Origin of the sequence: Pseudomonas fluorescens (genome assembly GCF_902497775.2) — a bacterium.
Taxonomy (GTDB): Bacteria; Pseudomonadota; Gammaproteobacteria; order Pseudomonadales; family Pseudomonadaceae; genus Aquipseudomonas; species Aquipseudomonas putida_F.
Genome location: NZ_OZ024668.1, coordinates 3,293,116 through 3,306,334 on the forward strand (window position 1 = coordinate 3,293,116; position 13,219 = coordinate 3,306,334).

The 13,219-nt window shown below is 61.6% G+C and carries 12 protein-coding genes; all 12 read left to right on the forward strand.

The window, feature by feature from the left end; all coding sequences use genetic code 11:
• Nucleotides 1-369 precede the first annotated feature (369 nt).
• The 12 genes from F8N82_RS15135 (at nucleotide 370) to F8N82_RS15190 (ending at nucleotide 13,180) form a co-directional block, all read left to right on the forward strand.
• Nucleotides 370-2,595, forward strand: coding sequence for an NADP-dependent isocitrate dehydrogenase (locus F8N82_RS15135; RefSeq protein ID WP_038996033.1), 2,226 nt, complete (start codon nucleotides 370-372; stop codon nucleotides 2,593-2,595).
• A 138-nt stretch (nucleotides 2,596-2,733) separates the two neighbouring features.
• Nucleotides 2,734-3,174: an NUDIX hydrolase gene (locus tag F8N82_RS15140; protein ID WP_038996034.1), complete on the forward strand. Its 441-nt coding sequence runs from the start codon at nucleotides 2,734-2,736 to the stop codon at nucleotides 3,172-3,174.
• Between the two features lie 70 nt (nucleotides 3,175-3,244).
• A complete protein-coding gene (gene mnmA / locus F8N82_RS15145) occupies nucleotides 3,245-4,369 on the forward strand; it encodes a tRNA 2-thiouridine(34) synthase MnmA (RefSeq protein ID WP_038996035.1) in 1,125 nt (374 codons plus the stop codon).
• On the forward strand, nucleotides 4,366-4,986 hold the full coding sequence (gene hflD / locus F8N82_RS15150) for a high frequency lysogenization protein HflD (RefSeq protein ID WP_038996036.1): 621 nt from the start codon (nucleotides 4,366-4,368) through the stop codon (nucleotides 4,984-4,986). Before mnmA ends, hflD begins: the two co-directional genes overlap by 4 nt.
• A gap of 180 nt (nucleotides 4,987-5,166) precedes the next feature.
• Nucleotides 5,167-6,537, forward strand: coding sequence for an adenylosuccinate lyase (purB, locus tag F8N82_RS15155; protein WP_038996037.1), 1,371 nt, complete (start codon nucleotides 5,167-5,169; stop codon nucleotides 6,535-6,537).
• Between the two features lie 82 nt (nucleotides 6,538-6,619).
• On the forward strand, nucleotides 6,620-7,786 hold the full coding sequence (locus tag F8N82_RS15160) for a cupin domain-containing protein (protein ID WP_038996038.1): 1,167 nt from the start codon (nucleotides 6,620-6,622) through the stop codon (nucleotides 7,784-7,786).
• Nucleotides 7,779-8,213, forward strand: a complete 435-nt coding sequence (locus F8N82_RS15165) for a GNAT family N-acetyltransferase (protein ID WP_038996039.1) — start codon at nucleotides 7,779-7,781, stop codon at nucleotides 8,211-8,213. The genes F8N82_RS15160 and F8N82_RS15165 overlap by 8 nt, the downstream gene beginning before the upstream one ends.
• 115 nt (nucleotides 8,214-8,328) lie before the next feature.
• Entirely contained in the window at nucleotides 8,329-9,093 is a 765-nt protein-coding gene (locus F8N82_RS15170; protein WP_080764775.1) for a secretin N-terminal domain-containing protein, read from the forward strand.
• 489 nt (nucleotides 9,094-9,582) lie between these two features.
• The gene (gene aceA / locus F8N82_RS15175; protein ID WP_038996041.1) at nucleotides 9,583-10,908 is read left to right on the forward strand and encodes an isocitrate lyase; all 1,326 of its coding nucleotides are present in this window, start codon (nucleotides 9,583-9,585) and stop codon (nucleotides 10,906-10,908) included.
• 149 nt (nucleotides 10,909-11,057) lie between these two features.
• Nucleotides 11,058-11,720 carry a lysoplasmalogenase gene (locus F8N82_RS15180; RefSeq protein ID WP_038996042.1) on the forward strand — a complete coding sequence of 221 codons (663 nt, stop codon included), beginning with the start codon at nucleotides 11,058-11,060 and terminating at the stop codon, nucleotides 11,718-11,720.
• Between the two features lie 358 nt (nucleotides 11,721-12,078).
• Complete coding sequence (locus tag F8N82_RS15185; protein WP_010220397.1) at nucleotides 12,079-12,492, forward strand: NADH-quinone oxidoreductase subunit A; 414 nt, start codon at nucleotides 12,079-12,081, stop codon at nucleotides 12,490-12,492.
• A 10-nt stretch (nucleotides 12,493-12,502) separates the two neighbouring features.
• The gene (locus F8N82_RS15190) at nucleotides 12,503-13,180 is read left to right on the forward strand and encodes an NADH-quinone oxidoreductase subunit B (protein WP_038996043.1); all 678 of its coding nucleotides are present in this window, start codon (nucleotides 12,503-12,505) and stop codon (nucleotides 13,178-13,180) included.
• Nucleotides 13,181-13,219 lie beyond the last annotated feature (39 nt).

Below are 13,219 nucleotides of genomic sequence, written 5' to 3' on the forward strand. Positions count from 1 at the left end.
GAGCGTACCCCAGTTGAACGGCAACGGGAACCACGCGCGCAAATGCCCCGCGATGGGGCAGCAACGCCTACATCTTTGGTCTAAAAAAGCCCCTGCGACGGGTTGATCTTGATCAATACGACCAAGGCTTTGGTATACTCGCCCGGTGACCAAAGGGTCACTGGGGGCGAACCGTCTGAAACGAGACCCGCGGCCCCGACAAGACTGGGCTGTTACCGCAGTTCAGCCGTTTGACACTCGACTGATGCAATCCACCATCACCGCCCAGAATCTTCGACCTTCTGCTCATGGATGTGTCTGAGCGAAGCGCCTACCCTGCGCACCTCGAGATTCTGCGCACGCTCAGCAAAACAGAGAGTTAACCCGAATATGCCCACCCGATCCAAGATCATCTATACCTTCACCGACGAAGCCCCCGCCCTCGCCACCTATTCACTGCTCCCCGTCATCGAAGCCTTCACCGCTTGCGCCGACATCGCCGTAGAAACCCGGGACATCTCTCTGGCCGGCCGTATCCTTTCTGCCTTCCCTGAACAGCTCGGCGCCGACAAGCAAGTGGCCGACCACCTGGCAGAACTGGGCCAACTGGCAACCACGCCAGAAGCCAACATCATCAAGCTGCCGAACATCAGCGCCTCGGTCCCACAACTGAAGGCCGCCATCAAGGAACTGCAAGCCAAGGGCTTCAACATTCCTGATTACCCTGAAGCCGCCACCAGCGATGCCGAGAAAGAAACCAAGGTTCGCTACGACCGCATCAAGGGCAGCGCCGTGAACCCGGTCCTGCGTGAAGGCAACTCCGACCGCCGCGCACCGCTGTCGGTCAAGAACTACGCGCGCAAGCACCCGCACAAAATGGGCGCCTGGGCTGCCGACTCCAAGTCCCACGTGGCCCACATGAGCCAGGGCGACTTCTACGGCAGCGAGAAAGCCGCGCTGATCGAAGCCGATGACAGCCTGCGCATCGAATTGCTGGACAAGAACGGCAACACCACCGTTCTGAAAGAAAAAACCGCGGTCAAGGCCGGCGAAATCGTCGACTGCGCGGTCCTGAGCACCAAGGCGTTGCGCACGTTCATCGCCGCCGAGATCGAAGACGCCAAAGCCAAGGGCGTGCTGCTGTCGGTGCACCTGAAAGCCACCATGATGAAGGTCTCCGACCCGATCATGTTCGGCCAGATCGTTGCCGAGTACTACCAGGACGCGCTGAACAAGCACGCCGAGGTACTGGAGCAGATCGGTTTCAACCTGAACAACGGTATCGGCGACCTGTACGCCCGTATCAAGGCCCTGCCAGCTGAGCAGCAGGCGCAGATCGAAGCTGACGTCAAAGCCGTCTACGACGTTCGCCCAGCCCTGGCCATGGTCAACTCCGACAAGGGCATCACCAACCTGCACGTGCCGAGCGACGTGATCGTCGACGCCTCGATGCCGGCGATGATCCGTGACTCGGGCAAGATGTGGAACACCGAAGGCCAGTTGCAAGACACCAAGGCCGTGATTCCGGATCGTTGCTACGCCACCATCTACCAGGCCGTTATCGAAGACTGCAAGCAACACGGCGCCTTCGATCCGACCACCATGGGCAGCGTACCGAACGTTGGCCTGATGGCGCAGAAAGCCGAAGAGTACGGTTCCCACGACAAGACCTTCCAGGCCAAGGCCGACGGTGTGATCCGTGTGGTTGACGGCAAGGGCAACCTGCTGCTGTCCCAGGAAGTCGAAGCTGGCGACATCTTCCGCATGTGCCAGACCAAAGACGCGCCGATCCAGGACTGGGTCAAGCTGGCCGTCAACCGTGCCCGCGCCAGCAACACCCCGGCGCTGTTCTGGCTCGACCCGCAGCGCGCCCACGACGGCGTGCTGATCGAGAAGGTCCAGAAGTACCTGAAAGACCACGACACCGCTGGCCTGGACATCCGTGTCCTGTCGCCTGTCGAGGCCATGAAGGTTTCCCTGCAGCGCATCCGCCAGGGCCAGGACACCATCTCGGTCACCGGCAACGTACTGCGCGACTACCTGACCGACCTGTTCCCGATCATGGAGCTGGGCACCAGCGCCAAGATGCTGTCGATCGTACCGCTGATGAACAACGGCGGCCTGTTCGAAACCGGCGCCGGCGGTTCGGCTCCAAAACACGTACAGCAACTGGTTGAAGAAAACTTCCTGCGCTGGGATTCGCTGGGCGAGTTCCTGGCCCTGGCCGCTTCCCTGGAGCACCTGGGCACTGCCTACGCCAACCCGAAAGCCAAGGTACTGGCGGCGACCCTGGACCAGGCCACTGGCCAGTTCCTGGACACCAACAAGTCCCCTGCGCGCAAGGTCGGCGGCATCGACAACCGTGGCAGCCACTTCTACCTGACCCTGTACTGGGCCCAGGCCCTGGCTGCACAAAGCGACGACGCCGCCCTGCAAGCGCGCTTCGCCCCACTGGCAAAAGCCCTGGCCGAGAACGAAGCGACCATCGTCGCCGAGCTCAACGCCGTTCAGGGCAAGCCGGCTGACATCGGCGGTTACTACTACCCGGATGCCGAGCTGACCAGCAAGGTGATGCGCCCGAGCCAGACCTTCAACAGCGCGATTGCCGCACTGTAAGGTTCGCTTGAGGTAACAACGGAAGCCCCGGCCACGCACCGGGGCTTCTGCTTTTCGGAATCCATCGCGGGGCAAGCCCGCTCCCACAGGCTCACCGTGGGAGCGGGCTTGCCCTGCGATACACACAGGACCGACCACATGACCTGGCAACCGCACATCACCGTCGCAACCATCGTCGAAGACCAGGGCCGCTTCCTCATGGTCGAGGAATTCAAAGCCGGTAAACACGTCTTCAACCAGCCCGCCGGACACCTGGAGGCCAACGAGAGCCTGCTCGACGCCGCCCGCCGTGAAACCCTCGAAGAAACCGCCTGGGAAGTCGAACTGACCGGGGTGGTCGGCATCTACCTGTACACCGCCCCCAGCAACGGCGTGACCTACCAGCGCATCTGCTTCGCCGCCCGGCCGCTCAAGCACCACCCCGAGCGCGCCCTGGACAGCGATATCGTCCGCGCCGTGTGGCTGACCCGCGAGGAACTGCTGGCCGACCCCGAGCGCTGGCGCAGCGAGTTGGTACCACGCTGTATCGACGACTACCTGGCCGGCCCGCTGCACAGCCTGGCGTTGATTCGCGACTGACAGCAACGATGCCTTGAAGGCCGCAGCCTGATAGAATCGTTGTCTTTTTCCAGATACACAGCCGGTACCTATGACCAGTCCTGCACTTTACGAACCCGAAAAGACACGCGTTATCGTCGGCATGTCCGGCGGCGTGGACTCTTCCGTCTCCGCCCTCCTGCTGATGGAGCAGGGCTACCAGGTGGAAGGCCTGTTCATGAAGAACTGGGAAGAGGACGACGGCACCGAATACTGCACCGCCCGCGAAGACCTGGCCGACGCCCAGGCCGTGTGCGACCGCATCGGCATCAAGCTGCACACCGCCAACTTCGCCGCCGAATACTGGGACCACGTCTTCGAGCACTTCCTGGAAGAGTACAAGGCCGGGCGCACACCGAACCCGGACATCCTCTGCAACCGCGAAATCAAGTTCAAGGCCTTCCTCGACTACGCGCTGATGCTCGGTGCCGACCTGATCGCCACCGGTCACTACGTACGCCGCCGCGACACTGACGGACGTACCGAACTGCTCAAGGGCCTGGACCCGAACAAGGACCAGAGCTACTTTCTGCACGCCGTTGGCGGCAAGGAAATCGCCCGCACGCTGTTCCCCGTCGGTGAGCTGGAAAAGCCCGAAGTCCGCGCCATCGCCGAGAAACACGGCCTGGCCACGGCGAAGAAGAAAGACTCCACCGGTATCTGCTTTATCGGCGAGCGCCGCTTCAGCGACTTCCTCAAGCAGTACCTGCCTGCGCAGCCGGGCGAGATCCAGACCACCGACGGCGAAGTCATCGGTCGTCACCACGGCCTGATGTACCACACCATCGGCCAGCGCCAGGGCCTGGGCATCGGCGGCCTAAAAGACGCCGGTGACGAGCCGTGGTACGTGCTGGAGAAAGACCTCGGCCGCAACGTGCTGGTGGTCGGCCAGGGCAACGAACACCCGTGGTTGTTCTCCCGCGCCCTGCTCGCCTCGGAAATCTTCTGGGTCAACCCCATCGACCTGTCCGGCCCACGGCGTCTGACTGCCAAGGTGCGCTATCGCCAGAGCGATCAGGACTGCACCCTGGAACAAACCTCGAGCGGCTACCGCGCCGTGTTCGACGAGCCGCAGCGGGCAGTGACCCCGGGCCAGTCGGTGGTGTTCTACGACGGCGAAATCTGCCTCGGCGGCGGCGTGATCGAAACCGCCGAGCCTTGGAGCGCGCGCGCATGAATGCCATGCAAGAGCAGTTGATTGCCCTGGGTGGCGTATTCCAGGCCGCCGTGCTGGTTGACCGTATCGCCCGTACCGGCCAGGCCAGCGAGGCCAACCTGGGCTGCATGCTCGGCAGCCTGCTGGTGCGCGACCCCAAGGACACCCTGGAAGTGTTCGGCGGCGACGACCTGAACCTGCGCGACGGCTACCGCGCCCTGGCCAGCGCCCTGGAGCGCGACCCGGGCAGCCTGCAGCGCGAGCCGCTGCGCTATGCCCTGTCGATGCTGGGCCTGGAGCGCCAGTTGGCCAAGCGCGGCGACATGCTCGACGCGATCGGCAACCGCTTGCCGCAGATCCAGTCCCAGGCCGAGCATTTCGGCCTGGTGCATGAAAACGTCATTGCTTCCAGCGGCGCCCTCTACCAGGACACCCTGAGCACCCTGCGCCAGCGCATCCAGGTGCATGGCGACATGCGCCACCTGCAGCAGCCAAGCAACGCCTCGAAGATTCGCGCCCTGCTGCTTGCAGGCATCCGCGCCGCACGCCTGTGGCGACAGCTGGGCGGGCATCGCTGGCAGCTGGTGATCAGCCGGCGCAAACTGCTCAAAGAGCTGTATCCGATGCTGCGTGGCTGATAAAAGCCATCGCGGGTCAAGCCCGCTCCCACAGAAGCTTCCTTCAACCTGTGGGAGCGGGCTTGACCCGCGAAAAAGCCGAAGATTTACCGGCAGACCATTGGTCAGCCACCCGACCCGGGCGTGTTTTTCATGTATGATATGCGCCCTTTTCAAAGCCTGACTGTCCGAGAACACCCCATGCAGCTTTCCTCGCTCACTGCGGTTTCCCCTGTTGACGGCCGCTACGCCGGCAAAACCCAGGCCCTGCGCCCTATTTTCAGCGAATACGGCCTGATCCGTTTCCGCGCCCTGGTCGAGGTTCGCTGGCTCCAGCGCCTGGCCGCCCACCCGCAGATCGCCGAGGTTCCGGCCTTTTCCGCCGAAGCCAACGCCCTGCTCAACGGCCTGGCCGATGACTTCGCCCTCGAGCACGCCGAGCGCGTCAAAGAGATCGAGCGCACCACCAACCACGACGTCAAGGCCATCGAGTACCTGCTCAAGGAGCAGGCTGCCAAGCTGCCAGAGCTGGCCAAGGTCAGCGAGTTCATCCACTTCGCCTGCACCAGCGAGGACATCAACAACCTGTCCCACGCCCTGATGCTGCGCGAAGGCCGCGACAGCGTGCTGCTGCCACTGATGCGCCAGATCGCCCAGGCCATCCGTGAGCTGGCCCACCGTTTCGCCGACGTGCCGATGCTGTCGCGCACCCACGGCCAACCGGCTTCGCCAACCACCCTGGGTAAAGAGCTGGCCAACGTCGTCTACCGCCTGGAGCGCCAGATCGCTCAGGTTGCCGCCGTGCCGCTGCTGGGCAAGATCAACGGCGCCGTGGGCAACTATAACGCCCACCTGTCGGCCTACCCGCAGATCGACTGGGAAGCCAACGCCCGCGCCTTCATCGAAGACGAGCTGGGCCTGGTGTTCAACCCCTACACCACCCAGATCGAGCCGCACGACTACATCGCCGAGCTGTTCGACGCGATCGCGCGCTTCAACACCATCCTGATCGACTTCGACCGCGATGTCTGGGGCTACATTTCCCTGGGCTACTTCAAGCAGCGCACCATCGCTGGCGAAATCGGCTCCTCGACCATGCCGCACAAGGTCAACCCGATCGACTTCGAAAACTCCGAAGGCAACCTGGGTATCGCCAACGCCCTGTTCCAGCACCTGGCCAGCAAACTGCCGGTCTCGCGCTGGCAGCGTGACCTGACCGACTCCACCGTGCTGCGCAACCTGGGCGTCGGTTTCGCCCACAGCGTGATCGCCTACGAGGCCAGCCTCAAGGGCATCAGCAAGCTGGAAATCAACGAAGCTCGTATCGCCGAAGACCTGAACGCCTGCTGGGAAGTCCTCGCCGAGCCGATCCAGACCGTCATGCGCCGCTACAACATCGAGAACCCCTACGAGAAGCTCAAGGAGCTGACCCGTGGCAAAGGCATCAGCCCAGAAGCGCTGCTGACCTTCATCGATGGCCTGGACATGCCGGCAGAAGCTCGCACTGAGCTGAAGAAGCTGACTCCAGCCTCCTACATCGGTAATGCTGCGGCTCAAGCCAAACGCGTCTGATCTGCGCCCTGCGCGTAAACGCCCGGCTCAGCCGGGCGTTTTTATTACCGAAAGAAAATTACTTTTTTTCAATAGGTTACACATGAATCCTGATACTCCTCTGCAGCTTCTGGGCGGCCTCACTGCCCGCGAATTCATGCGCGACTACTGGCAGAAGAAACCCCTGCTGGTACGCCAGGCCTTCCCGGACTTCGAAAGCCCGATCGACGCCGACGAACTGGCCGGCCTGGCCCTGGAAGAAGAAGTCGAATCGCGCCTGGTCATCGAGCACGGCGAGCGCCCATGGGAGCTGCGCCGCGGCCCGTTCGAAGAAGACGCCTTCAGCACCCTGCCCGAGCGCGACTGGACCCTGCTGGTGCAAGCGGTCGATCAGTTCGTGCCGGAAGTCGGCGAGCTGCTGGAGCACTTTCGATTCCTGCCAAGCTGGCGCATCGACGATGTGATGATCAGCTTCGCCGCGCCCGGTGGCAGCGTCGGCCCGCACTTCGACAACTACGACGTGTTCCTGCTGCAAGGCCAGGGCAAGCGTAACTGGAAGATCGGCCAGATGTGCGACAGCGACAGCCCGCTGCTGGAGCACGCCGACCTGCGCATCCTGGCCGAATTCGAACAGAGCGAGGAGTGGACCCTGGAGCCCGGCGACATGCTCTACCTGCCGCCGCGCCTGGCCCACTACGGCATCGCCGAAGATGACTGCCTGACCTACTCGGTGGGCTTCCGCGCACCGGGCGCCGCTGAAGTGCTGACCCATTTCACCGACTTCCTCAGCCAGTTCCTGCCTGACGAAGAGCGCTACACCGACGCCGACGCCGAGCCGGTCAGCGACCCGCACCAGATCCAGCACGACGCTCTCGACCGCCTGAAAAACCTGCTCACCGAGCACATGGGTGACGAGCGCCTGCTGCTGACCTGGTTCGGCCAGTTCATGACCGAGCCGCGTTATCCGGAGCTGGTCAGCGGCGAGGAACTGGACGAAGCCGAGCTGATCGAGAGCCTGGCCCAGGGCGCGATCCTGATCCGCAACCCGAGCGCGCGTCTGGCCTGGTCGGAAGTCGATGACAACCTGCTGCTGTTCGCCAGCGGCCAGAGCCGTCTGCTGCCGGGCGACCTGCGCGAGCTGCTGAAGCTGATCTGCGCCGCCGACGCGTTGCACATTGAAAACCTTGAGCAGTGGCTTGAAAACGATCAAGGCATTATCTTGATCTGCGAGCTGGTCAAACAAGGAAGCCTGGGGTTTGCCAATGAATAAGATTCGCGTCCGTCTCGCCGACTGGCAGAAAGACAACGCCGACATCCGGCGTATTCGTGAAGCCGTGTTCATCGCCGAACAGAACGTACCACCTGAACTGGAATGGGATGCCGACGACAACACCGCCGTGCACTTCCTGGCCATGGAAGGTGACTACGCCATCGGTACCGCCCGCCTGCTGCCCGACGGCCAGATCGGCCGGGTCTCGGTGCTCAAGGACTGGCGCGGGCTGAAGGTCGGCGACGCGCTGATGCAAGCGGTCATCGTCGAAGCGCAGAACCGCGACCTCAAGCAACAGATGCTCAGTGCACAGGTGCACGCCACGCCGTTCTACGAGCGCCTTGGGTTCAAGGTGGTCAGCGAGGAGTTCCTCGAGGCAGGTATTCCGCACGTGGACATGGTTCGCGAGTCGCGCGAGCTGGCCTGAAAGCATCGCGGGTCAAGTCGGGTCGCCGCACCGCCGCTCCCACAGTGGGAGCGGCGGTGCGGCGACCCGACTTGACCCGCGATGAGGGCGGCAAAACCCCAACAAATTTGCCATCATGTCCACTCCACCCGCGGAGATCATGGACATGCCGCTACGCCCCCTTCTCGCCTCCCTGCTTCTGTCGTTCAGCCTGAGTGCGCTGGCCGCCACCGAAGTCCTGCCGCTGAGTCACCGCACCAGCGCCGAAATTCTCCCCACCGCGCAAGCCTTCATCGGCAAGGACGGCAGCGTCAGCGCCTTCGAGAACAAACTGATCGTCAACGCCGAGCCCGAGCGCATCGACGACCTGCGCACTCTGCTACAGCAACTGGACACCGCGCCGCGCCGGCTGCTGATCAGCGTCGACAACAACGACAGCAACTTCCAGGACAACCGCAGCAATGCCCGGATCATTCGTTACGGCACCACCAACCGCGAAGGCGGCCTGCAACAGGTACAAGCCAGTGAAGGCAGCCCGGCGCTGATCCAGGTCGGCCAGAGCATCCCGATCACCAGCACCAGTACCGATGGCTATGGCCGCGTACAGAGCGATACCGAGTACCGCAATGTCACCCAAGGCTTCTACGTCACCGCCAGCGTCACTGGCGATACCGTGCACCTGAACATCAGTACCAACAATGACCGGATGAGCCAGGAACGTCCCGATGTAGTGAAGGTGCAAAGTACCGACACAAAAGTCAGCGGCAAGCTCGGTGAGTGGATCACCTTGGCAGGGGTCAACCAGCAGAGCCAGTCCGAACGCAGTGCCTCGGCCCTCACGTACAGCACCCAGCGCGGTGAAAACATGACATTGCGGGTAAAAGTCGACGCTTTGGACTGAACCCAGACAAATCAAGGCCTCGACCAAAGGCCTCGAAACTGACTGAGGAGTCGTATTAGACCAAAGATGTAGTGTCTGTAAAAAAGCACTACAAAACATTTGACGACCCTGAAACGTCGAGGCATGATGGCCCCGCTCCCGCTAATCAGAGGCCCTGGCAAGGGCTTTCGAGCCGCGCTCTAACCTACCCACCTGAGCCGCCTCGTGTCTGTACCGCCCACAAGGCAGTTTGACGAGATTGCGACTGGAACGAAGTTGTCCCGAGGGACGGAAGCGCATCAAAAGGTACCCGGCAGCACTGTTCACTGCAGTTCGGCAACCACGAGCCACCCTGCAGCGAAAACCTCGCCCACCTGCTCACTTCCCCCCTTCGAGCCCCATCGTTCGACCGTCGCATATTTCGCCCATACTGACCTTTGCCAGGCTTCTGATCTGCGCAGTAGAGAGCGAGAATTTTTACCCAAGACCGATGCGACGAGGTTTATTTCCATGGCACTGACACGCGAACAGCAAATTGCAGCCCTCGAAAAAGACTGGGCCGAGAACCCGCGCTGGAAAGGCGTGACCCGTACCTACACCGCCGCTGATGTCGTTCGTCTGCGTGGCTCGATCCAGCCTGAGCACACCCTGGCCCGTCTGGGTGCCGAGAAGCTGTGGAAGCTGGTCACCCAGGGCGCACACCCGTCCTTCCGTCCAGAGAAAGATTTCGTCAACTGCATGGGCGCCCTGACCGGCGGCCAGGCCGTACAACAGGTCAAAGCCGGTATCCAGGCCATCTACCTGTCCGGCTGGCAAGTGGCTGCCGACAACAACTCGGCCGAGTCCATGTACCCAGACCAGTCGCTGTACCCGGTTGACTCGGTGCCAACCGTGGTCAAGCGCATCAACAACTCGTTCCGTCGCGCCGACCAGATCCAGTGGAAAGCCGGCAAGAACCCGGGCGACGAAGGTTACATCGACTACTTCGCGCCAATCGTGGCTGACGCCGAAGCCGGTTTCGGCGGCGTACTGAACGCCTACGAACTGATGAAGAACATGATCGAAGCAGGCGCCGCCGGCGTTCACTTCGAAGACCAGCTGGCCTCGGTGAAAAAATGCGGCCACATGGGCGGCAAGGTACTGGTTCCAACCCAGGAAGCCGTGCAGAAGCTGAGCGCTGCTCGTCTGGCCGCTGACGTTGCCGGTGTACCGACCATCATCCTGGCCCGTACCGACGCCAACGCCGCTGACCTCTTGACCAGCGACTGCGACCCGTACGACCAGCCATTCGTGGTTGGCGAGCGCACCCAGGAAGGCTTCTACAAGGTTCGTGCAGGCCTGGATCAAGCCATTGCCCGCGGCCTGGCCTACGCGCCATACGCCGACCTGATCTGGTGTGAAACCGCCAAGCCGGACCTGGACGAAGCCCGTCGTTTCGCCGAAGCGATCAAGAAGGAATACCCGGACCAGATCCTGTCGTACAACTGCTCGCCTTCCTTCAACTGGAAGAAGAACCTGGACGACGCGACCATCGCCAAGTTCCAGCGCGAACTGTCGGCCATGGGCTACAAGCACCAGTTCATCACCCTGGCCGGTATCCACAACATGTGGCACGGCATGTTCAACCTGGCGCACGACTACGCCCGCAACGACATGACCGCCTACGTGAAGCTGCAAGAGCAAGAGTTCGCTGACGCCTCGAAAGGCTACACCTTCGTCGCCCACCAGCAGGAAGTCGGCACCGGCTACTTCGACGACATGACCACCGTTATCCAGGGTGGCAAGTCTTCGGTAACCGCACTGACCGGCTCGACCGAAGAAGAGCAGTTCCACTGATCGGTGATTGGTTGCTGACATTCGGGTAACACGCAAAACCCGGGGCCTGTGATGGGGCTCCGGGTTTTGTTTTTTCTGCCCACCCCACAGGGCTTCCTTATTAATTGCCATTGGCTATGCTAGGTGCACAACAACACCAAGGATCGGCCATGCCCCGCCCTGTCACCCTGCTCTGCCTGGCCCTGCTTGGCGCCGCCTTCTATATATATGCACTGGCCAGCGCCAATGCGCTGCTGGGGCTGGCGGTCAAGCCGATCCCGGTGCTGGCGCTGATTTGCTGGCTCAGCACAGCCGAGCCCACCCACTACCGGCGCTGGATCATCATCGGCCTGGGCTTCTCTGTGCTCGGCGACATGCTTCTGGCCGTGCCTGGCGATCTGTTTGTGTTTGGCCTCGCGGCCTTTCTCTGCGCGCACCTGGCCTACCTGCGCGGCTATCTGGGCGAAAACCGCCAACAGGCGCCCGCCGCCCTGCTGGGTTCGGCGATTGTCGGCGCAGCGCTGCTGGGGTTGCTGATCAGCTCCGGCCTGGGTGAACTGCTGATTCCGGTCACCGTGTATGCCCTGGCCATCAGCGCCATGCTCTGGCGCGCTTTGGCCTGCGGCGGCCTGGCGGCGCTCGGTGCAGTGGCTTTCGTGTTTTCCGACAGCCTGATCGGCATCGACCGCTTCGTCAGCCCGTTCGGCGCTGCCCCGTACCTGATCATCATTGCCTACTGGCTGGGCCAGTGGGCCATCGCCGCCTCGGCCTACACCAGGCAATCGGCAAAAGCCTTGATCCAGAGCGCGGCAGGGCAAGAAAAAACAGGTTAAAACACAAGGTGTGGAAACTTGCAGGTGATGGCTATGTTGCACAACTTTGTAGTTGACTCGAACAGTGGGACTAATCGCAGCGCCTCAAATGATATTAATTATCATTACGAAGTTGCGGATTCATTACGCGTTGCAAGAAACATAATTAACAGAACCCGAGGCAATGCCCGTCCCACGTGGCCTGCAGCCTGTTACGAAAGATTTTTGTTCTTAATCTTACGAATAAATTTGCTGCAGAAATTTTACTTGCACCGGGTTTACCCATAAAATCAGCGCGATAGATTCCGCTGCGACATATCGTCACTGCTCTACTTCTTTTCAAGCCGCAGAGACTGGTCTCTGTATAAGGATTTTCAGCATGCCCGATTCGACAGGACTCATCGCCCACAACTGGGGCTTTGCCATTTTCCTTTTGGGTGTCGTAGGCCTGTGCGCCTTCATGCTCGGTCTGTCCGCCCTGCTCGGCAGCAAGGCCTGGGGCCGCAGCAAGAACGAACCCTTCGAGTCCGGCATGCTGCCCACTGGCGGCGCCCGCTTGCGTCTGTCAGCCAAATTCTATCTGGTCGCGATGCTGTTCGTGATCTTCGATATCGAAGCCCTCTTTCTCTTTGCATGGTCTGTGTCCGTCCGCGAAAGCGGCTGGACCGGATTCGTCGAAGCACTCGTTTTCATAGCAATTCTGTTGGCAGGCCTTGTCTACCTATGGCGCGTCGGAGCACTTGATTGGGCTCCCGAAGGTCGTCGCAAGCGGCAAGCGAAGCTGAAACAATGAGGCTTTGGCAATGCAATACAATCTCACCAGAATCGACCCGGATGCTCCCAACGAGCAATATCCAATCGGAGAGCGGGAAACCGTCTCCGATACGCTGCTAGAGGACCAGGTCCACAAGAACATCTTCATGGGCAAACTTGAAGATGTGCTCAGTGGCGCGGTCAACTGGGGGCGTAAAAACTCCCTGTGGCCGTACAACTTCGGCCTCTCCTGCTGCTACGTGGAAATGACCACGGCCTTCACGGCGCCCCACGACATCGCCCGCTTCGGCGCCGAAGTCATCCGGGCATCGCCGCGTCAGGCCGACTTCATGGTCATCGCCGGCACCTGCTTCATCAAGATGGCGCCGATCATCCAGCGCCTGTACGAGCAGATGCTCGAACCCAAGTGGGTCATCTCCATGGGTTCGTGCGCCAACTCCGGTGGCATGTACGACATTTACTCGGTCGTTCAGGGGGTCGACAAGTTCCTCCCCGTGGATGTCTATGTGCCTGGCTGCCCGCCTCGCCCTGAAGCCTTCCTGCAAGGCCTGATGCTGTTGCAGGAGTCGATTGGCCAGGAGCGTCGTCCTCTTTCCTGGGTTGTCGGTGATCAAGGCATTTACCGTGCCGAGATGCCGTCGCAGAAAGAGCAACGCCGTGAACAACGCATCCAGGTCACCAACCTGCGCAGCCCCGACGAAGTCTGATCCAGCGACCTGTTGCCTGCGCATGCGCGACAGGCAGCC

What these genes read in the sequence shown, in the direction of transcription:
- F8N82_RS15170 (WP_080764775.1), top strand. Translation starts at nt 8,329, where the DNA reads ATGTCCACTCCACCCGCGGAGATCATGGACATGCCGCTACGCCCCCTT.
- mnmA (WP_038996035.1), top strand. Translation starts at nt 3,245, where the DNA reads ATGACCAGTCCTGCACTTTACGAACCCGAAAAGACACGCGTTATCGTC.
- F8N82_RS15135 (WP_038996033.1), top strand. Translation starts at nt 370, where the DNA reads ATGCCCACCCGATCCAAGATCATCTATACCTTCACCGACGAAGCCCCC.
- purB (WP_038996037.1), top strand. Translation starts at nt 5,167, where the DNA reads ATGCAGCTTTCCTCGCTCACTGCGGTTTCCCCTGTTGACGGCCGCTAC.
- F8N82_RS15140 (WP_038996034.1), top strand. Translation starts at nt 2,734, where the DNA reads ATGACCTGGCAACCGCACATCACCGTCGCAACCATCGTCGAAGACCAG.
- F8N82_RS15185 (WP_010220397.1), top strand. Translation starts at nt 12,079, where the DNA reads ATGCCCGATTCGACAGGACTCATCGCCCACAACTGGGGCTTTGCCATT.
- F8N82_RS15165 (WP_038996039.1), top strand. Translation starts at nt 7,779, where the DNA reads ATGAATAAGATTCGCGTCCGTCTCGCCGACTGGCAGAAAGACAACGCC.
- aceA (WP_038996041.1), top strand. Translation starts at nt 9,583, where the DNA reads ATGGCACTGACACGCGAACAGCAAATTGCAGCCCTCGAAAAAGACTGG.
- F8N82_RS15190 (WP_038996043.1), top strand. Translation starts at nt 12,503, where the DNA reads ATGCAATACAATCTCACCAGAATCGACCCGGATGCTCCCAACGAGCAA.
- F8N82_RS15180 (WP_038996042.1), top strand. Translation starts at nt 11,058, where the DNA reads ATGCCCCGCCCTGTCACCCTGCTCTGCCTGGCCCTGCTTGGCGCCGCC.
- F8N82_RS15160 (WP_038996038.1), top strand. Translation starts at nt 6,620, where the DNA reads ATGAATCCTGATACTCCTCTGCAGCTTCTGGGCGGCCTCACTGCCCGC.
- hflD (WP_038996036.1), top strand. Translation starts at nt 4,366, where the DNA reads ATGAATGCCATGCAAGAGCAGTTGATTGCCCTGGGTGGCGTATTCCAG.